This is a genomic window from Amycolatopsis keratiniphila (assembly GCF_000400635.2).
Classification (GTDB): Bacteria; Actinomycetota; Actinomycetes; order Mycobacteriales; family Pseudonocardiaceae; genus Amycolatopsis; species Amycolatopsis keratiniphila.
Genome location: NC_021252.1, coordinates 4,676,028 through 4,695,515, shown reverse-complemented (window position 1 = coordinate 4,695,515; position 19,488 = coordinate 4,676,028). Strand labels below are relative to the sequence as shown.

Here is a 19,488-nt window from a genome sequence, read left to right as displayed (position 1 = left end):
TAACGTATATGATTCCGTGCCACAGTGGCAAGGTGGCCGACGACAAAGGAGTCCACGTGTCGAACCCAGCCCAGGATGAACGCACATCCGGCCGGACCGCTCCACCGTCCTCCGACCGGCGGCGGGTCGCCTTCGCGACCGTCGTCGGTACCACCGTCGAGTGGTACGACTTCTTCGTTTACGCGTCCGCGGCCGGTCTCGTCTTCGGCAAGCTGTTCTTCTCCGGGCTCGGGGCGAACAGCACGCTGGTTTCCTTCGCCACGGTGGGCGTGAGCTTCCTGTTCCGTCCGCTCGGCGCGTTCCTCGCCGGGCACTTCGGCGACAAGTACGGCCGTCGCGTGGTCCTGGTGCTCACGCTGATCCTGATGGGCGCCGCGACCACGCTGATCGGGGTGCTGCCGACGTTCGACCAGATCGGGGTGCTCGCGCCGGTGCTGCTCATCCTGCTGCGGATCCTGCAGGGGATCTCGGCGGGCGGGGAATGGGGCGGCGCTGTCCTGATGGCCGTCGAACACGCGCCGTCGAAGCGCAGGGGACTCTTCGGCGCCTCACCGCAGATCGGCGTGCCGCTCGGCTTGCTGCTGGCTTCCGGTGTGCTCGCGCTGACCAGCCTGCTCGTCCCCGGGCAGGCGTTCCTGGACTGGGGCTGGCGGATCCCGTTCCTGCTCAGCGTCGGGCTGATCCTGGTCGGCCACTACGTGCGGCGCCGGGTCGAGGAGAGCCCGGTCTTCCGGGAGATCGCCGAACGCCGTGAGCAGACCCGGACCCCGATCATCCAGCTGTTCCGCAAGCACGCCGTGCTCGTCGTCGTGGCCGCGCTGGTGTTCGCGGGCAACAACGCGGTCGGCTACATGACCACCGGCGGCTACATCCAGAACTACGCGACCAACCCGAAGGGTCCGCTCGGGCTCGACCGCGGTCCGGTTCTCTGGGCGGTGACCGCGTCCGCGGCGACCTGGCTGATCTCGACGTGGGCGGCGGGCGCGGTGTCCGACCGGATCGGCAGGAGGCGCACCTACGTCGTCGGCTGGATCGCGCAGCTCGCCGGCGTCGCGCTGCTCTTTCCCTTGGTGGACACCGGGAACATCGTGTTGCTGGCGCTGGGGTTGATCATCCTGAGTGTCGGGCTCGGGTTCACCTACGGTCAGCAGGCGGCGTTCTACGCGGAGCTGTTCCCCGCGTCCATCCGGTTCTCCGGGGTCTCGATCTCGTACGCGCTGGGCGCGATCCTCGGGGGCGCGTTCGCGCCGACGATCGCCACCGCGCTGGTCGACGCGACCGGAACTTCGGTGTCCGTCGCCGTCTACCTGGGCGGGATGACCGTCGTCGGCCTCATCGCCACGTTGTTGCTGCGTGACCGGTCGGGAATCCCACTCGGGCCCGACCACGAAGCCGAGCAGGCGGTCAGCCCGCTGCGCTTCTCCAAGTGAGGTCAAGCCGGACGTGGCCTGGTAGGTGCGGGTGGCACGAGGGTTCAGCATCGGCGGTGTCCCGTGATTGACCGGACGACACGCGTGATCCGGCGGACGACACGCGTGACTGGGTGGACGACACGAGCGTGCCCGGGGATGAAGGCTCCCTTCACCGCATTAGACGCGGTGAAGGGAGCCTTCATCCCACCGTCAGCCCGCTGCGGTTCTCCAAGTGATCCAGCCGTCCGTGACGCTCACCCGCCGAGAGCGTCACGGACGGCCTTCGCCGCCGCCTTGAGCCGCTCCGCGAGCTCGGCGGGGGTACGCGTGCTCGACAGATAGACGACCGCGAGGGCCGCCGGAGCGTGCCCGCGCAGGGAGAGTGGCACGGCCACTGAGCTGAGGTTCTCGATCACCTCGCCATGGCTGTCCGCGTAGCCGCGGTCGACGACTTCCGCGATTCCCGCCGGCCGGTTCTCCTCCGGCAGCTGGGAAAGAATCGCGCGGCCGGGGGCGCCCGCGGTGAACGGATGCCTGGACCCCGGGCGCTGCGCGACGGACGCGACGGCGTGCCGGGGTTCCACGCTGACCAAGGTCACGCATTCCTCGCGGTCCATCACCGCCACGAAACACGTCATGCCGAGTTCGTTCGCGACCGCGGTCAGTTCGGGCAGCGCCGCGGCCTGCAGATCGTGTTTGATCCCCGCCGCCAGCGCGGCCAGCCGCGCGCCGAGTTCGTATTTCCCGGCGGGTTCCCGCGTGAGAAGCCCGTGCTCTTCGAGGGTGCGGATTAGCCGGTACGCGATCGACCGGTGCACCTCCAGCCGTTCGGCGATCCGGTCGACGCTGAGCGGTTCTTGGGCGTCGGCAAGGACTTCGAGGACGCGGATGCCGCGGCTGAGTGTCTGGGACGTGCTCGCGGTCTTGCGGGAGTCCGAAACCATCGTATACGATCCATTTCGATAGTTGAACTGGCTGTTCGATTATAGAACAGGAACAGACGATGATGTCACGCGAAACCAGTTTTCCGCCGGGATCGAGCCTCTATCGGCCGCCGGCGCAGTTCTTCCGAGGCTGCCTGGGCCGGTTCGCGACGGGTGTCGCGGTGGTGACCTTCGACGCCGCGACGAAACGGCACGGCCTGACGGTGAACTCCTTCACCGCGGTCTCCATGGATCCGCCGCTCGTCCTCGTTTCGATCCAGCGCACCGTGAAGAGCCACGACCTGCTGGCCGACCGTCCCTTCGCGGTCAACGTCCTCGGCGCCGAGCAGGAGGCGCTGGCGATGAACTTCGCCGGCCGCCCGACTCCCGAAGGCGCGCCGACATGGGTCGAAGGGGGGCACGCGCCGCGGCTCGCCGGCGTCCTCAGCTGGTTCGACTGCACGCCGTGGGCCGCCTACGACGGCGGCGATCACACCCTGTTCCTCGGTGAGGTGCGGGAGTTCGACTACCGCTCCGGTGACGCGCTCGGCTTCGTCGACGGGCGGTTCTCGACGATCCACGAATCCGCGCAAGGTCACGAATCCCTGTTCTGACAACGACGTCCACCCGAGAAGGAGCACGACATGGGAGCCCGTACCGGACAGCAGTACCTCGACAAGCTCAACGCGATGACACCGGAGCTGTACGTCGACGGCGAGAAGGTGACCGCCAAGGTCGCCGAGCATCCGGCGTTCCGCAACAACGCGTTGACCTACGCGAAGCTGTTCGACCTCCAGCACGACCCGGCGCACCGTGACGTCCTGACCTACGAATCGCCGGCCACGGGGGAGCGGGTCGGCATGTCGTTCCTGGTGCCGCGCAACGAGGAAGACCTCAAGCGCCGCCGTGCCGCGTTCTCCGTATGGGCCGAGTACTCGAACGGATTCCTGGGCCGCACCGGCGACTACATGAACTCGTCGCTCACCGCCCTCTCGGCCGCGAAGAAGTTCTTTTCCCAGGCCGATCCCGTCTATGGCGAGCGCATCGAGAAGTACTACGAGATGGCGCGCGAGAACGATCTGCTCGCGACGCACACCCTGATCCCGCCGCAGGTCAACCGTTCGGTGTCGGGCAGTCAGCAGGGCGGTGGCAACCTGTCGGCGAAGGTGGTCGAGGAACGGGAGGACGGCATCGTCGTCCGCGGTGCCCGGATGCTCGCCACGATCGCGCCGATCGCCGACGAACTCCTGGTCTTCCCGTCGACCGTCCTGCGCGGCACTCCCGAGGACGCCCCGTATTCGTACGCTTTCGCCGTCCCGAACGACGCGCCCGGGCTGAAGTACTTCTGCCGCGCCGGGCTCGACCACGGCCGCTCGGCCTTCGACGAACCGCTGGCCTCGCGGTTCGAGGAGATGGACGCGGTCGTGGTGTTCGACGACGTCTTCGTCCCGAACGAGCGCGTCTTCCTGCTGGGGCATCCGGAACTGTGCAACGCCTGGTACTCCGAGACCGGCGCCGGTGCGCTCATGACCCACCAGGTCGTCACCCGCACGCTGGCCAAGACGGAGTTCTACCTCGGGCTCGCCAGTGAGATCGCCGCCGCGATCGGGATCGGTGGCTTCCAGCACATCCAGCAGGATCTGTCGGAGCTGATCTCCTACGTCGAGATCGAGAAGGCCGTGCTGCGCGCGGCCGAGGCCGACGGCAAGCTCAGCGAGGACGGCGTCTTCCTGCCCAAGTGGGAGGTCCTGAACGCCGCCCGGAACTGGTACCCCACGAAGGTCTCGCCGCGGCTGACCGAGATCATCCGCAAGTTCTCCGCCTCCGGCCTCATGGCGCTGCCGGGTGAGGCGGACTTCGAGGCGGAGGGCCGTCCCGACATCGACACCTACCTCCAGTCGGCCACCCTGCCGGCCAAGGACCGCGCGCGGCTGTTCAAGCTGGCGTTCGACGCGTCGGTCTCGAGCTTCGCCGGGCGGGAGTCGCTGTACGAGTACTTCTTCTTCGGCGACCCGGTGCGGATGGCCGGCGCCCAGGTGAACGCGTACCCGAGGGAGGCGCTGCAGGAACGGGTCCGGGAACTCTTGGCACGCGAAGACGGCTGAGTGCGGATTTCGCCGAAATCGCCATGAATTCGAACGGATAGCGACAGTCGGAAAGCGTCCGTCATCCATCGGGTGACGGACGCTTTTTCACGTCGTGCGGCAGGCGAGTATGTATCGACCATGATGTGTCCTGCTTTTGTCCAAATTCCCGTCATCACGAATCCGTGAGCGGGTTACGACGTTCGAGTTAATCTCCGCATTGACCGTTCAAGTCCGCCATGACCGTGCGCAAAAATCCAGGTGCTCTGCTCGGCGAAGGCCAGGACGAAGCGAGGCGGCGGGGGAGACATGATCGAAACCATGCAGTGCGCGGGTGCGGACTTCTGCGAAGAGCTTTCGGGTTCGGCTGACACTTCCTTCGCCCGTTTCTACGAAGGTGGCCCACCGTCCCGGCTAATACATTCAACGGAAAACTTGACGCTGCTGGCCGATATGTCACCGCTCGTGCTCGGGCATCTCCTGCTGCTGCCGTCGAATCACCACTTGTCGTTCGCCCAGGTGCTTTCCCGTCATCGGGACGAGGTGTGCGGCCTTCTCGACGAGTTCGTGCCGCTGTACCGGGAGACCTTCGGCGAGCCGCTGATCCTCGAGCACGGTTCGAGTGCCGGACAGGAGAGCCACGCGTGCATCACGCACGCGCATCTGCACTTTCTCCCCGTCGACGGTGACGCCGTGGACGACCTCCTGATCGGGGACGGCCTGTTCCACCGGGATCTGGATTCGCTCGGGGAACTCGCGCTCGCGCCTTGGCCGTCTTCGTCTTATTTCCTCCGTGTGTACCGGGGGCAAGTCCGGGTTTACCTGCCGACCGGTGCGCAGAAAAGGCAGTATCTCCGCTCGATCGTCGGCGCCGTGCTGGCGATCGAGGATCCGGAATGGGACTACGCGGTGGTGATGCGGAAAAGGGATCTTCGCGAGACCCTGCGAATGGTGGATTACTGGCCGGGAAAACTGAGTGGCGATGTCACGACCGCCGAGGTGGAGCTGTCCTGTGGTGAGTGAGAAATTCTCGGACGAACCGACGAGACTGGCCACGGCGATCGTGCCGTTGTTCGCCCGGCAGGCGAGCGAGTTCGTCCCGGTTTCGTTCCCGGACGGTGGCCGGGTGGACCTGACCGCGGGAGCCGACGCCCAAGACGACTGCGCGGTCTTCCGGCTGGCAGGCGAGCACGACCTCGTGGTGGGTTCCGATTACGTCCGCGGGCCCAAGTTCAGGCTTTACGAGATGGGACACCTCGACGAATACGACCTGGGGTACTACCTCGTCGCCGCGAATCTGAGCGACATCGCGGCGATGGGCGCGAAGCCGATCGGGTTGCTTTCGGTCGTGCGGTATCCGGCCGAAATGGACGACGCGCTGTTCGGTCTCGTCATGCGCGGCATCCGCGGCGCGTGCGCCGCCTTCGGCTGCCTCAACGTCGGTGGCGACATCGGCGGCGCGGAACGCCTGATCCTCTCGGCGTCGGCTCTCGGGGTGTGCCCGGCGGGCCGGGCGCTGCTGCGGTCCGGCGCGAAACCCGGTGACGTCGTCTGCCTCACCGCACCGACCGGTCCCGCCGCAGCGGCGATGGCGTACCTGCGCTCCGGCGTGCCGGACCTGGTCATCGACAGTTTGCTGCCGTCATTGCTTTCCGCCTGGAAACGACCGGTGGCCAGAGTGGACGAGGGGCTCGCGCTCGGCGCCAGCGGGGTGGTCACGAGTTGTCTGGACACCTCGGACGGGCTGAAGGCGGCCTTGCTGAGCATCGCCGAGTCGAGCGGAGTCGGGATCGACGTCGACGAGCGGTCCATTCCCATCCCCAAGGCGGTGGCCGCCGTGGCCGCGCACGTGGATGTGGAGCCGTTAAGCCTGGTCATGGGCGACTCGGTCGACTTCGAACTCGTCTTCACCGTGCCGCCTACCCAGGTGGACGACCTCGCCGAAGCACTGAGCTTCCACCGGATCGGCGTGGTCACCGAGCGGCCCGAGGTGGTCTTGACCGGGAAGAACGGCGAGCGGGCGGACCTGCCGGGCGAGGCGTGGCGGCACCAGCGCGACGGAAAGGCATGAGCCGGAAGGCGGCCAAGATCGCGGACAAGGCGATCCTGCTGTCGGCGACGCTCTTCCTGGCGGGCAAGGCGTACAACGTACCGGCGAAGGCCTTCTGGGACGGCCTCCTGAATGACCGCTCTTACCTGCTGCTGGTCGCGCTAGTCACGGCCGGGGTGTTCGGTGCTTTCGCACCGTTCGAAAGCTGGCAGCGACGGGCCTTCGTGGACCGCAACGTCATGATGCGCCGTCGCGTGTTGTCGACGTTCGGGAGATTGCTCGAGATCAGCGCGAAGATCGATCCGCCGCTGGACACCGGCGACCTCGCGCTTCATGTGTGGCGGAAGACGCGCACATTGAGGCATCCGATCCGCGGGGTCCTGAAACGACTGTCCTCCTACCGGATGTCGTCCTTTCCGGCGACGCGGAGTTTCGCGCCGGTGCGGGGCATCGGCGCCGTGGGACTGTGCTGGCAGCACGATCGCGAGGTGACGTTCGATGTCGCACCGTTGGCGGCCCGCCTCACGGACGAGGCGAAGTTCGACGACCACGTGGCCCGCTTCGGTGCCGAATCGGTGATGAACCTGGGATGGGAGGCGTTCCAGGCCCTCAAGCATCGGACCGCCCTGTTCGTCACGCCGATCAGAAGCGGGCGCAACAAGTTCGTCGGCTGCGTGAGCGTCGACGCCGGCCGCGGCTACGAGGTGCTCGACCGGCGGGAACTGCTGGAGGAGATGACCAATCTGGGCATGGCCATCGGTCGCGAGGACTTCGAATGCACCTGAACGACGCGAAGCTGCGCGCCTTGGTGTCGAGTACACGCCGAGCCTACGACGAGAACGCCGCGGTGTACGTGCGGGCCACCGGCACGCTCGACCTGTTCCCCGGTCTGGACCATGAACTGGACCGTTTCTTCGATGCCCTGCCCGGAAGTTCGGTGCTGGACCTCGGTTGTGGCGCCGGCCGGGACGCCGAATATCTGATCGGACGCGGCGCGGCCGTGGTGGCGGCCGACCTCAGTGCGGAGTTGCTCCGGCACACCCGAAGTCGTTGCGCGGTGGACGGTGCGGTGCTCTGCGATCTCTTGGCCCTGCCGCTGGCCGCCGGAGTGTTCGACGGCGTCTGGGCCTGTGCCAGCCTCGTGCACTTACCGAGCGGGGCGCACCCGCGCGTCTTCTCCGAAATCCATCGCGTGCTCGCGCCCGGCGGTGTCACGGCGATCAGCCTCAAGGAAGGGAATGGCGAAGGGTGGGCGCGCAGTGCCCGGATGCCGTCGCCGAGATGGTTTTCGTTGCGCAGACCGGAAGCCGTGGTGGACGAATTGGCCGCCGCCGGCTTCGTCTCGGCCCGGGTCTTGCCGAGCGGACGCGGCAGCTGGTTCGTGGTGGAGGCGAGGAAGGGGTTACCGGCCGAGCCATTCGTCGGGGTTGGTCCCCGGTAGTACGTGACGGATACCGCCTCGCGGATCCGCCACGTCGCCCTCGTAGCGCGGGATCAGGTGGATGTGCAGGTGGTCGATCGTCCGGCCCGCCGCCTGCCCTTCGTTCACGCCGATGGTGTAGCCGTCCGGCTGGAACTGGTCCTGGATCCGGTGCCAGGCCTGCTTGATCAGCGCATAGATTTCGGCGTGCTCGCTCGCCGTGAGCGAGAAGTAGGACTCCACGTGTCTTTTCGGGACGACCTCGACATGTCCCTTGGCGGCGGGGAAGTTGTCCCACCGAACGTAGATCTCGTTTCCGTCGACCAGTATGTCATTCACCGATGCGTCATCGAATTGACAAAAGAGGCAATCGGTGTTCACCGGTTCGGCTACGTTTTCCTTCGCCATCGCCGGTCTCATAACCAATACTCCTCGTCATTGATCGATCACTTGAAGTCATACCCATGGTCAACTTAGCTTCGTCGCAGACAAAGCAGAAGCGTACTCGCACTAACGGTTGATCTCTAATCCTCTGTCGCGACACGCCGAGGTCATCAGCCGCAGTACCTGCTCGACGGTGAGGTCGGTGGTGTCGATTCTGATGGCGTCTTCGGCGGGGACCAACGGCGACGTCGCCCGGGACATATCGGCCTCGTCCCGGCGGATCACGTCGTCGAGAACGTGTTCGTAGGATGCCGACCGCTCTTGCCGTACGCGCCGCATCGCCCGGACTTCGGGCTTTGCGGTCAAGTAGAACTTCACGGTCGCGGCGGGAAAGATGGTGGTGCCGATGTCCCGGCCCTCGATGACGCAGCGAGGCTGTGCGCCGGCCCAAAGCCTGATGAGGCTGGTGACCCGCTGGCGGACCTCCGCGATCTTGGCGACCGCCGAAACGGCGACGTTGACCCGGGTGGCGCGCAGGTTGTCCGGGGCGTAGCGGTCGGAAGTCAGCAGGCTCGCGGAACGGCTCGCCGTGATCAATTCGTCGCAGAGGCAGGTAACTTTCGTGGCGTTGTCCACCGGAATGCGACGCTGAAGTGCTTCGAAAGCGATGATGCGGTAAGTCCTGCCGCTTTCGAGATAGCGCAGGTCGAATGATTTCGACAGTGCCAGACAGGTGGTGGTCTTGCCCGCCGCTGCTGGGCCGTCCACCGCCACGACGGTGCCGAGACCTTGTTCGGGCATGATTTTCCTTGCTGGTGGGTGAAGCCGGACTATGGGGAGCAGGGCGCAGACGCTATCACGCGAGACATGCGTCGTGGGGCGCGTATGCGAGTTGCCTCGGAGCAGCGAAGATGTCGGGAATCATGCTCTGGCAACGGATTGCGGCCTCCGGATGAAGGTGAACGTGGTCGCCGCGGCCACGCTCCGGCATGGCCTCTCACTCGTCCAGGGCATCGCGGGGGCACCGGTTTGTGTTTGGAGTACGCGGAAAACCTGCTGTGGCAGTGGAGATTCCCTTTCGTGGGTGCAAGTTTCGTCCGAATTTCGCACATTCGGGTGGGCGAGTGGTTATTGCGAGCCACTTCACATCGCGTTTTCACCCGATTGTTGACGATGGGCGAAATTCTTGACGAGAATCCGTAACGAACGCCACGAAGCCGACGTCGTCAACGATGACCACCCTTGCCGAACTCGCGTCGGAGTGATCCGCCCCGGGGCACGCGAGTCCCGGCGCCGGGCACGCGGGGGCGGAGACACGCCCGGGATCCTGCGAACTTGATTCATTCCAGAAAATGGGCCAGACTGCGGCCGTGCCCACGACCCAGGAGTTCGAGCGGATGCTGCGCGGGGCCTCCCTGCGCGTGACGCGTCCCAGGGTGGCCGTGCTGACAGCGCTACGCGACCACCCGCACGCCGACACCGACTCGATCATCGGTGCCGTGCGTACGGAGCTCGGCGAGGTCTCTCACCAGGCCATTTACGACGTGTTGCGGGCACTGACCGCCGCGGGTCTCGTACGGCGGATCCAGCCGTCGGGGTCCGTGGCACGCTACGAGTCCCGGGTCGGGGACAACCACCACCACGTCGTGTGCCGAACCTGTGGTGCCATCGCCGACGTCGACTGCGCCGTCGGTCCCGCACCCTGTTTGACCGCGTCGAACGACCAAGGCTTCGTGATCGAAGAAGCCGAGGTCATCTACTGGGGCCTGTGCCCCGACTGTGCGACCGAACCCCGTTCTTGAGCCCTGCAGTTCTGATTCCCGGAAGGATTCCCGTGTCTGACAGCCCGGACGCCGTCATCGGCGAAATGAACGAAGAGAGCGCGGGCGGCTGCCCCGTCTCGTCGGGCCGCCGCAACCACCCCACCGAAGGCGCGGGCAACCGTGACTGGTGGCCGAACCAGCTCAACCTGAAGATCCTCCGGAAGCACTCCGCCGCTTCGGACCCCATGGACGCCGGGTTCGACTACGCCGCTGAGTTCAAGACCCTCGACCTCAATGAACTCGCCAAGGACGTCGACGCCGTCCTGACGACTTCGCAGGACTGGTGGCCCGCGGACTTCGGCCACTACGGCGGCTTCATGATCCGCATGGCGTGGCACAGCGCCGGCACCTACCGGATCGAGGACGGCCGCGGTGGCGCGGGCGCGGGCATGCAGCGCTTCGCCCCGCTGAACAGCTGGCCGGACAACGGCAACCTCGACAAGGCCCGCCGCCTGCTCTGGCCGGTCAAGAAGAAGTACGGCCGCAAGATCTCGTGGGCCGACCTGATGATCTTCACCGGCAACCGCGCGCTGGAGACCATGGGCTTCAAGACCTTCGGCTTCGCCGGTGGCCGCGCCGACGTCTGGGAGCCGGACGAGGACGTGTACTGGGGTCCTGAGCGCACCTGGCTCGGCGACGAGCGCTACAGCGGTGACCGTCAGCTCGAAGGCCCGCTGGCCGCCGTGCAGATGGGCCTCATCTACGTGAACCCGGAAGGCCCGAACGGCAACCCGGACCCGCTGGCCGCGGCCCGCGACATCCGCGAGACCTTCGGCCGGATGGCGATGAACGACGAGGAGACCGTCGCGCTGATCGCCGGCGGCCACAGCTTCGGCAAGACCCACGGCGCGGCCGACCCGGACAAGTACGTCGGGGCCGAGCCCGAGGGCGCTTCGATCGAGGAGCAGGGCCTCGGCTGGAAGAACAGCTTCGGCAGCGGCAAGGGACGCGACGCGATCACCAGCGGCCTCGAGGTCACCTGGACGCCGACCCCGACCCAGTGGAGCAACTGGTTCTTCCACAACCTCTTCGAGTACGAGTGGGAGCTGACCAAGAGCCCGGCGGGCGCCCACCAGTGGACGCCGAAGGACGGCAAGGCCAAGAACACCGTCCCGGACCCTGAGGACGGCAAGCTCAACCGGGCGCCCGGCATGCTCACCACCGACCTGGCGCTGCGGTTCGACCCGGTCTACGAGCAGATCTCGCGCCGGTTCTACGAGAACCCGGACCAGTTCGCGGACGCCTTCGCCCGCGCCTGGTTCAAGCTGACCCACCGCGACATGGGCCCGATCCAGCGTTACCTCGGCCCGCTGGTGCCGCAGGAGACGCTGATCTGGCAGGACCCGGTGCCCGCCGTCGACCACGAGCTGATCGACGACGCGGACATCGCCTCCCTCAAGGAGAAGCTGCTCGCTTCGGGCCTGTCGGTCTCGCAGCTGGTCTCCACCGCTTGGGCGTCGGCCTCGACCTTCCGCGGCAGCGACAAGCGTGGTGGCGCGAACGGTGCCCGCATCCGCCTCGAGCCGCAGCGTGACTGGGAGGTCAACGACCCGCAGACGCTGTCGCAGGTACTGCGCACTCTCGAAGGTGTCCAGGAAGCCTTCAACAGCGCCCAGACCGGCGGCAAGAAGGTCTCGCTCGCCGACCTGATCGTGCTGGGCGGCGTCGCCGCCGTCGAGCAGGCGGCCAAGGACGCCGGCCACGAGGTCACCGTGCCGTTCACGCCGGGCCGCACCGACGCGACGGCGGAGCAGACCGACGTCGAGTCGTTCGCGCCGCTGGAGCCGACCGTGGACGGCTTCCGCAACTACCGGGGCAAGGGCCACCGTCTCCCGACGGAGTACCTGCTCATCGACCGTGCGAACCTGCTGAACCTGAGCGCGCCCGAGATGACCGTCCTCGTCGGCGGTCTGCGTGTCCTCGGCGCCAACGCCCAGCAGTCCCAGCACGGCGTGTTCACCGAGAAGCCGGGGGCGCTGACCAACGACTTCTTCACGAACCTGCTCGACATGGGCGTGCAGTGGACGGCCACGTCCGCCGACGCGGAGGTCTTCGAGGGCCGTGACTCGGCGACCGGCGAGGTCAAGTGGACCGGTACCCGGGCCGACCTCGTGTTCGGGTCGAACTCCGAGCTTCGCGCGGTGGCGGAGGTCTACGCCAGCGATGACGCCAAGGAGAAGTTCGTCCGCGACTTCGTGGCGGCGTGGGACAAGGTCATGAACCTCGACCGCTACGACCTGGTCTGAAACTGAGCCGAACGTCCGGGCCCGTCGCATCCGCGGCGGGCCCGGACGTTTTCACTGGTGTTGCAGATCCGGTTCCGGATAGTCGCCCGCCTTGCGTTCCAGCGCTGTCGTGAGGACACCGAGCGCGATCATGCCGACGCCGAGGCCCAGATGCAGCCAGTTGTCGGCGACGTTGAACGGGAGGAAGTTCCCCGGGCTGCTCTGCGGGATCGCCAGGCCGACGATCCACAGGAGCAGGTAGATCCCGCCGCCGACCATGAGGAAGACGCGGGAAGCGGCGCGTTTGCGCGAGGCGAGCACGCCCACGACGCCGAACAGCAGGTGCACCAGGTTGTGCAGGATCGACACCGCGAAAACGCCGAACAACCGGGCTCCGGAATGGTGTCCGGCGAACTCCAGCCCGTCGTAGCCGGTGGTGATGCCCGGGATGAAGCCGAGGACGCCGACAAGCAGGAAGGCCGCGCCGACGACGAGCGCGGCCACCTGCGGAGGACGCCGCGCGGCGCTCTCGCGTTGCTCCGCCGGGTAGGAACCACGTGCCGTGTCTTCTCGTTCCATGGCGGCCGGGTACCCCGGCTGCCATGGCGTAATCCTCCGGCGCGCGTCCTGCCATCGGGTCGTCCAGACTGAGGTGTGTCCGGGTTTCGAGCGGTGAGCGGGAGGCACGGGTGCCGGATCTGCTGGCGGCGGGTGGCTGGGGCCTCCTGGCCGGATCGGCCTTGCTGCTCGGCGCCATGGTCGGCTTCCTGATCCGGATCCCGGGCAGGGCCGTCGCAGGCGTCATGGCTTTCGGAAGCGGCGTGCTGATCTCCGCCGTCTCCTTCGAGCTGATCGCCGAAGCACACGAAAAGGGCGGTTTCCTGCCGACCGCGCTCGGTGCGCTCGGCGGTGCCCTGGTCTACACCCTCGCGAACGTCGGACTCGCCCGGCGAGGTGCCCGTCATCGCAAACGCTCGGGTGACCAGCAGCCGTCCGAAGCCGAGCAGGCGGGCTCCGGCACCGCCATCGCGCTCGGCGCCCTGCTGGACGGCATCCCCGAATCGATGGTGATCGGCACCAGCCTGCTCGGCGGCGGAAGTGTCAGCGTCGTGACCGTGGCCGCCGTGTTCATCAGCAACGTCCCGGAAGGGCTGTCCAGTGCGGCGGGGATGAAGCGGGCCGGCCGGAGCCCGCGCTATGTCTTCGCGCTCTGGGGCGGAATCGCCGTGATCAGCGGTGTGGCGGCGTTGCTCGGCTACGGCGTCCTCGGCGAAGCGTCCGGCGCCGGCCTCGCGGTGATCACCGCGATCGCGGGCGGCGCGATCCTCGCCATGATCGCCGACACGATGATCCCCGAGGCCTTCGAAGACGCTCAGCTGTGGACCGGATTGATCACGGTGACGGGTTTCCTCACCGCGTTCGGTCTTTCCCACATCGGGTGATCAGTGACCGGGCGGGGACGGAATCGGCGCTCCGGCGCAGGATCCGTCGCTCGTCTCGCCGGTCGAGAAGAACTCGACGGCCTTGCTCGCGCAGGGGAGCGAGGACAGCGAGCCGTGATGGTCGTCCTCGATGGTCAGCAGAGTGCCGCCGATCCGGTCCCGCATGGCCAGCGCCCAGCCGATCGGCGTCACCGGTTCGTACGTGTGGCCCACCAGCTGCAGCGCACTGGTCCCCGGCGTGAATTTCCACGGCTGGACAGGCAAGGTCCAGCCCGCGCAGCGGCCGTTCCAAATGCCGGGGGAGGCGACGGCCGGGTACTCGCGTATGCGGTCGAGGCGCCGCTGCCAGATCGTCTCGAAGTCGCGAGGGCCCTCGGAGGCGTTGCAGAGGATCGCCGTCTGCTGAAAGGTGTTGTACCCGGTCGGCGGTGTGTCCCAGCCGAACCCGCGACCTTGCCCGGACGTCGGCTTCGTGGCAGGGAGACCGCCGTCACGCAGGGCCGCGAGCGTCTTCGCGGCGTTCGCCCAATCGCGGCGGGGACCGGCGAGATAGCCCGTCACCGTCTCGCCGTCGATGGTTTCGCCGTTCACCGTCCGGGGATGCTCGGTGAGTTCGTCGCGGAGCCTCAGCAAGCCTTCGAGCACTACCGGCTGCCGCCCGCCGAAGTGATAGACGGCGTCATAGCGGGCGATCCAGCCGGCGAACTCCCTGACCGTGATCTCGCCCGCCGCGATCATCGCGTCGTCCATGGCGCCGACGTCGAGGGTCGGTGACATGACCGAGTCCAGGAGCATGCGATCCACCCGGGAATCGAACGCGCTGCGATAGGCGGCGCCCAGCGCGGTGCCCCAGGAAACGCCGTAGAACCCGATCCTCGCCTCGCCCAGCGCCTCGCGGATCCGGTCCATGTCGCGGGCGACGTTCTCCGTGGTCAGGTTGCGGACGAACTCGGGATCGGCCGCGATGCAGCGCTGGTTCACCGTCGCGTCGCGGTCGAACGCGAACCGCGCCTTTTCCTTGTCCGGCAAGGAAGCCGGCGGCTCGGCGTCATCACCGGGAAGCGCCGGACAGGCGATGTCGGCGCTGTAGCCGACACCGCGTGGATCGAAGCCGATCAGGTCGTGGTCGGCGCCGATCCCGGCGGCGCGGCTGTCGGCGATCCACCGTGGCTGGTGGATACCGGACTGGCCAGGGCCGCCGGGATTCAGCAGGACGACGCCCCGCCTCCGTGCCTGGTCGGTCGCCTTCTGCCGGGAGACCGCGATGTCGATCTCCCGGCCGTCGGGCTTCGCGTAGTCGACCGGGACGGTCACCATGGCGCATTCGGTGCGCTGATCGTCCGCGGGTTCCCAGCCGGCGGCGACGTCCTTGCAGGGTTTCCAGACAAGCGACGCGGAGGCGAGCGCGGGAGTCGACAGTGCGACCATCATCGTCGCGACCAGCACGGACGCGACCCGGTAGCGGGACATGAGCGGTTCTCCAAGGCTCGACGGCGGGACTCCGCCAGCCTCGTCGCGCGCTCCGGCCGTCCACATCGGCCGATCGGCCGATGATCACCGGGCCCCGGTCAGACCTCGCCCGACGCGAGCAGGGTCAGCAGTTCGGCGTGCCCGGCCTGGGTGATGAGGCTGGCGGCGTCGAAGTAGATGCGCTCGTTGGTGATCCGGTCCTCGTCGAAGAAGAACACCGCGATGATCGGCACCCGGAACGCCTTGCCGGTCGGCGGACGGCCGTAGAACTCGCCGAGGTTGGTGCCGAGCAGGTCGAATTCGACAATGACCGACTCGTCGGCGAAGTGGTACCGGACGTTGTCGTGCCGCTGGTCCGGGAACGCCGTGCGGGTCATGCGGTAGTACGCCATGACCTCTTCGTCGCCGTCGAAGATCTGCCCGGTCGCCATGATCTCGTAGTGCGGATGGCCGTTGAAGGTGCCCAGCGTCCGGTCGAACTCGTGGGCCACCTCGGTGTCCATGTGCTCTTCGATGATCTTGTGGCGGCGCTCGCGCAGGTCTTCGCTGATCACTGGTCCTCCGGCTCGTTCCTGGTCGCGATCCGGAGCCTACCGCCCGCGGCCTCGTCGTCGGTGCCGTAGAGCAGGCTGCCGCACGAGCGCGAGAGACAGGTCATGGCCTCGATCTTGTGGCCGGGGAAGTCGCCGATCCTCACCGGGGCGGGGGAGAGCGCGATCGAACCGTCGGAGCGGAGCACGCCCGCTTCGTACACGGCCGAATCGAACGGCCCTTCGTCGCCGGGGTCGGAGGCGGCCGAGACCAGGACGCGGTCGTCCGCGGTGATCTCGACGTCCGAGGTGTGCCGGACGTCCGTGGCCGGGTACGGGACCCGGAACGGGATCGACTTCGGCTTCTTGAAGGACAGCTTCGAGACCGAGAACTCCGCGGAGTACAGCGTGGCGGGCCGGGCGTCCTGACCGCGGTCCGCCCAGACCGCGAACAATCGGTCATTCACCTTTTTCAGTGCGAAACCCTCGTAATTGTCCTTCGGGTCGCCTTTCGGTGCCTGGAAAGTTCCGAGCACTTTCAGGTTCCGGTCCTTCACCTTGAAGTGAAAGCCCTTGCCGTCGCTGGCCAATGCGATGAATTCGCCGGTCCTTCCCGGCACCGGCTCGGCCGCTTCCAGGTCGACCGGGAGTTCACCCGGCCAGTCGATCGGGTCCACCTTGGACACTTTGCCGTGCTCGAGCCGGACCCGGACCGCCCGGTTCTCGCCGGGCTTCTTGTTGTCCCGCAGGACAAGCGCGTCTATCCGGTGGTCGTCCTTGTCGAGGACGGCGATGCCGCTGGCGCCGGAGGTCATGCCGGTGCCGATGGATTCCCAACCGTCGCCGGCGAGCGCGGCGGACGGCAGGAACAGGGGAATGGTCAGTGCCGGAAGGATCGCGAGGGAGGCGAATTTCATGTCGCGCCCCGTTCAGCCGCAGGAGAGGGTGCCGGCGCGGAGCGCGTGGCCGCTTTCGTTCCCGTCGTCGGCCCAGACCACCTGCTTGGTCCCGGAGGCGCACGCGGCCGAAATCGCGAAGCCTTCGTTGTTGTAGTCCGGCATGCCGCTGGGACGGTCGTACGTGGCCGTGACGGCGAACGCGCCCTGCGCATTGACGGCGAGCGTCGCCGAGTCACCGCCGCAGTTGTTGTCGCAGACCGCCCACAGCCTGCCGGTGGAAGCCTCGTACTCGAGCTCCATGATCGAGTCGAGCCCGCTCGCGAAACTCGCGACCCGGGTGTACTTCCCGCCCGCCTGGTCGAGCGCGTAGGCGTAGATCATCCCGTTGCTCTCGAGGCCGACGAGGTAGAGGCCGGTCCCGTGGCCGGGGTAGCTGCCCGGGTCGTACGGCGCCTTCGTGCGCTGGTCGACGAATCCCTTGGCGGTGAGGGCGCTGTCCGGGATCCACGAGACGGCTTCGAGGCCGTCGTTGGCCGAGACCTTCGGCAAATCCGCGGTCAGATCCCATTCGGCCTTCGCGCTGAGGGTCTTGGCCGTACCGGAGACGTCGTACCGGAGCACCTTGAGCGAACTCGTCTTGCTGTTGTCGCCGTCGCGTTCGGTGGCCGCGACCACGCCGTCCGGGGTGGCCACGACGGCTTCGGCGTCGGGGTCGCCGTTGCCGCCGCGGTAGCGCAGCTGCTTGCCCGACGACCAGCCGTTGGCGGTGTCCGGCTGCCATTTCGAGCCGTTGCGCACGAGGCGGTACAGGGTGCCGGGGCCGTTCTTGACCGCCCAGAGGACGTCGGGACCGCCGAACGACAGGCCGCTCATGTTGCCGCCGAGGACGTTCGAACCGTCGGCGTTCGTGACGGCGGAACCGCCCGGCCACGGACTGTTCGCCGTCGTGGTCGCGGTGGCGGCGGTGGCGGGCAGGACCAGCAGGGCGGCGGCGACGGTGGCCACCGCGGCGGGTCGGATCCGGCGAGGTGATTCGGGCATTCGCGCTCCTTCGGGCGGACGAAGTGGGTCGCGGCGTGTCGTCATAAGTTAAGTAAGTTTCCTTACAAACACAAGATATCGCCAGATTCTCACGAAATGAAGCAACGCTGGGTTTACAAAAGATGTCCTCTTGTCAAACCGGCTGTACATAACCTATGGTTTTGTAAACCCAGCCAATGGAGGAGGGTGCGATGAGCGAGATGACGGGCACGATCCCGGCGGGCTCGACCGAACGCTGGACCGACGGCAAGCGATATCTGTGGCTGATCGGCCTGGTGGTGCCTTCGCTCGCGTTCCTGGCCATCGGCCTGCACGCGGCCACCGGCTGGGGGGTGTGGTTCTGGATCGGGCCGATCGTGATCCTGGTGATCGTGCCGCTGATCGACCTGGTGGCCGGTCTGGATCGCAGCAATCCGCCCGACGACGTGATCGAACGGCTGGAGCGGGACCGCTACTACCGGTGGATCACCTTCGCGTTCCTGCCCATCCAGTACGCGGGTTTCGTGGTGGCGTTCTGGCTGATCGCCCGCGGTGACCTGTCCGTCGCGGACAAGATCGGCCTGGCGATCTCGATCGGCTGCATCGGCGGGATCGGCATCAACACCGCGCACGAACTCGGGCACAAGAAGGAGAGCCACGAGCGCTGGCTGTCGAAGATCGCGCTGGCGCAGAGCTTCTACGGCCACTTCTACATCGAGCACAACCGTGGCCACCACGTCCGGGTGGCCACTCCCGAGGACCCGGCGAGCAGCCGGGTGGGGGAGAGCTTCTACCGGTTCTGGCCGCGCACCGTGTTCGGCTCGCTGAAATCCGCGTGGGGGCTGGAGCGCAAGCGCTACGCCCGGCGCGACCGGCATCCGTTCCGGATCGGCAACGACGTGCTCAACGCCTGGCTGATGTCCGCGGTGCTGTGGGCGGCGATGGCCGTGTGGCTGGGGCCGGGGATCCTGCCGTACCTGGTGATTCAGGCGGTGGTCGGGTTCTCGCTGCTGGAGGTCGTGAACTACATGGAGCACTACGGCATGCGGCGGCAGATGGTCGGCCCGCCGAACCGCCGCCGGTACGAACGCGTCGACCCCAGCCACAGCTGGAACTCCAACAACATCGCCACCAACGTGCTGCTCTACCACCTGCAGCGGCACAGCGATCACCACGCCAACCCGACCCGCCGCTACCAGACGCTGCGCGATTTCGCGGAATCGCCGGTGCTCCCGACGGGCTACGCCGGGATGATCGTGCTGGCGCTGGTCCCGCCGGTGTGGCGGCGCGTGATGGATCCGCGGGTGCTCGCTCATTTCGACGGCGACATCTCCCGCGCCAACATCCAGCCGTCGAAGCGGGCCAAGGTGCTGGCGCGGTACGGAACGCGGGTCACCGCGCCGTCGCGGCACGTCGCCGACACGCACGGCGACGCGACCGAGGGCGGGATGTGCCCCGGCTGCGGCTATGTGTACGACGAGAAGCTCGGCGACCCGCGGGAGGGTTTCCCCGCCGGGACCCCGTGGTCGGCGATCCCGGATTCGTGGTGCTGCCCGGACTGCGGCGTGCGGGAGAAGGTCGATTTCGTGGCACCGGGAAGGGTCGGAGCATGATGAAGATCGAGGCGGACCGCGCGAAATGCGACGGGTTGGGCATGTGCGAGGCGATGGCGCCCGACTTCTTCGAAGTGGGCGACGACGGCACGGTCTTGGTGCTCGACGAGCAGCCCGGTGAGGAACACCGTCAGGACCTGTCGGCCGCCGTCGACGCCTGCCCGGTCCTCGCCCTGAAACTGCGGGACTGATC

General features: G+C 67.3%; 20 protein-coding genes. 12 read left to right on the top strand and 8 right to left on the bottom strand.

The genetic code is table 11. The features are described from left to right. Positions 1-56 precede the first annotated feature (56 nt). Positions 57-1,430 carry an MFS transporter gene (locus tag AORI_RS62410; protein WP_043848144.1) on the top strand — a complete coding sequence of 458 codons (1,374 nt, stop codon included), beginning with the start codon at positions 57-59 and terminating at the stop codon, positions 1,428-1,430. Between the two features lie 236 nt (positions 1,431-1,666). On the opposite strand, the gene AORI_RS62405 is transcribed toward AORI_RS62410, so the two are convergent. Further along, on the bottom strand, positions 1,667-2,356 hold the full coding sequence (locus tag AORI_RS62405; RefSeq protein ID WP_016334628.1) for an IclR family transcriptional regulator: 690 nt from the start codon (positions 2,354-2,356) through the stop codon (positions 1,667-1,669). Between the two features lie 59 nt (positions 2,357-2,415). Between AORI_RS62405 and AORI_RS62400 the strand changes: the two genes are divergently transcribed. The 6 genes from AORI_RS62400 to AORI_RS82435 all read left to right on the top strand — a co-directional run bounded on the left by AORI_RS62400 (position 2,416) and on the right by AORI_RS82435 (position 7,910). Continuing rightward, complete coding sequence (locus tag AORI_RS62400) at positions 2,416-2,949, top strand: flavin reductase family protein (protein ID WP_016334627.1); 534 nt, start codon at positions 2,416-2,418, stop codon at positions 2,947-2,949. A gap of 30 nt (positions 2,950-2,979) precedes the next feature. After that, positions 2,980-4,440, top strand: a complete 1,461-nt coding sequence (gene hpaB, locus AORI_RS62395; RefSeq protein WP_016334626.1) for a 4-hydroxyphenylacetate 3-monooxygenase, oxygenase component — start codon at positions 2,980-2,982, stop codon at positions 4,438-4,440. Between the two features lie 288 nt (positions 4,441-4,728). Next, the gene (locus tag AORI_RS62390) at positions 4,729-5,442 is read left to right on the top strand and encodes a hypothetical protein (RefSeq protein WP_016334625.1); all 714 of its coding nucleotides are present in this window, start codon (positions 4,729-4,731) and stop codon (positions 5,440-5,442) included. After that, positions 5,435-6,490 carry a thiamine-phosphate kinase gene (thiL, locus tag AORI_RS62385; RefSeq protein ID WP_200870923.1) on the top strand — a complete coding sequence of 352 codons (1,056 nt, stop codon included), beginning with the start codon at positions 5,435-5,437 and terminating at the stop codon, positions 6,488-6,490. Before AORI_RS62390 ends, thiL begins: the two co-directional genes overlap by 8 nt. Continuing rightward, entirely contained in the window at positions 6,487-7,254 is a 768-nt protein-coding gene (locus AORI_RS83670; protein ID WP_016334623.1) for a hypothetical protein, read from the top strand. The genes thiL and AORI_RS83670 overlap by 4 nt, the downstream gene beginning before the upstream one ends. After that, positions 7,245-7,910, top strand: coding sequence for a class I SAM-dependent DNA methyltransferase (locus AORI_RS82435; protein WP_016334622.1), 666 nt, complete (start codon positions 7,245-7,247; stop codon positions 7,908-7,910). The genes AORI_RS83670 and AORI_RS82435 overlap by 10 nt, the downstream gene beginning before the upstream one ends. Here AORI_RS82435 and AORI_RS62370 read toward each other — a convergent pair. Both AORI_RS62370 and cmk read right to left on the bottom strand, forming a co-directional pair. Continuing rightward, positions 7,872-8,297, bottom strand: a complete 426-nt coding sequence (locus AORI_RS62370) for an HIT family protein (protein ID WP_123798448.1) — start codon at positions 8,295-8,297, stop codon at positions 7,872-7,874. The two genes, AORI_RS82435 and AORI_RS62370, sit on opposite strands and share 39 nt — an antisense overlap. A gap of 102 nt (positions 8,298-8,399) precedes the next feature. After that, positions 8,400-9,074, bottom strand: coding sequence for a (d)CMP kinase (cmk, locus tag AORI_RS62365; protein ID WP_016334620.1), 675 nt, complete (start codon positions 9,072-9,074; stop codon positions 8,400-8,402). Between the two features lie 569 nt (positions 9,075-9,643). On the opposite strand from cmk, the gene AORI_RS62360 reads away from it, so the two are divergent. Together AORI_RS62360 and katG are read left to right on the top strand one after the other, a co-directional pair. Then, positions 9,644-10,075, top strand: coding sequence for a Fur family transcriptional regulator (locus AORI_RS62360; RefSeq protein ID WP_043848869.1), 432 nt, complete (start codon positions 9,644-9,646; stop codon positions 10,073-10,075). A gap of 32 nt (positions 10,076-10,107) precedes the next feature. After that, entirely contained in the window at positions 10,108-12,342 is a 2,235-nt protein-coding gene (katG, locus tag AORI_RS62355; protein WP_016334618.1) for a catalase/peroxidase HPI, read from the top strand. A gap of 51 nt (positions 12,343-12,393) precedes the next feature. On the opposite strand, the gene AORI_RS62350 is transcribed toward katG, so the two are convergent. Beyond that, on the bottom strand, positions 12,394-12,900 hold the full coding sequence (locus AORI_RS62350; protein WP_016334617.1) for a DUF4383 domain-containing protein: 507 nt from the start codon (positions 12,898-12,900) through the stop codon (positions 12,394-12,396). Positions 12,901-13,010: 110 nt separating this feature from the next. Between AORI_RS62350 and AORI_RS62345 the strand changes: the two genes are divergently transcribed. Continuing rightward, positions 13,011-13,763, top strand: coding sequence for a ZIP family metal transporter (locus AORI_RS62345; protein ID WP_016334616.1), 753 nt, complete (start codon positions 13,011-13,013; stop codon positions 13,761-13,763). Here AORI_RS62345 and AORI_RS62340 read toward each other — a convergent pair whose 3' ends face one another. The 4 genes from AORI_RS62340 to AORI_RS62325 form a co-directional block, all read right to left on the bottom strand. Further along, positions 13,764-15,233: an alpha/beta fold hydrolase gene (locus AORI_RS62340; protein ID WP_016334615.1), complete on the bottom strand. Its 1,470-nt coding sequence runs from the start codon at positions 15,231-15,233 to the stop codon at positions 13,764-13,766. A 98-nt stretch (positions 15,234-15,331) separates the two neighbouring features. Further along, positions 15,332-15,787, bottom strand: a complete 456-nt coding sequence (locus AORI_RS62335; RefSeq protein WP_016334614.1) for an ester cyclase — start codon at positions 15,785-15,787, stop codon at positions 15,332-15,334. Further along, on the bottom strand, positions 15,784-16,680 hold the full coding sequence (locus AORI_RS62330; RefSeq protein WP_016334613.1) for a hypothetical protein: 897 nt from the start codon (positions 16,678-16,680) through the stop codon (positions 15,784-15,786). Before AORI_RS62330 ends, AORI_RS62335 begins: the two co-directional genes overlap by 4 nt. Before the next feature lie 12 nt (positions 16,681-16,692). Beyond that, positions 16,693-17,703 (bottom strand): SdiA-regulated/phytase-like domain-containing protein, encoded by a 1,011-nt coding sequence (locus tag AORI_RS62325; protein ID WP_016334612.1) that lies wholly within the window; start codon positions 17,701-17,703, stop codon positions 16,693-16,695. A gap of 191 nt (positions 17,704-17,894) precedes the next feature. Between AORI_RS62325 and AORI_RS62320 the strand changes: the two genes are divergently transcribed. Next, a complete protein-coding gene (locus AORI_RS62320; RefSeq protein WP_016334611.1) occupies positions 17,895-19,295 on the top strand; it encodes a fatty acid desaturase in 1,401 nt (466 codons plus the stop codon). Further along, complete coding sequence (locus tag AORI_RS62315; RefSeq protein WP_016334610.1) at positions 19,292-19,486, top strand: ferredoxin; 195 nt, start codon at positions 19,292-19,294, stop codon at positions 19,484-19,486. Before AORI_RS62320 ends, AORI_RS62315 begins: the two co-directional genes overlap by 4 nt. Positions 19,487-19,488: the final 2 nt, after the last annotated feature.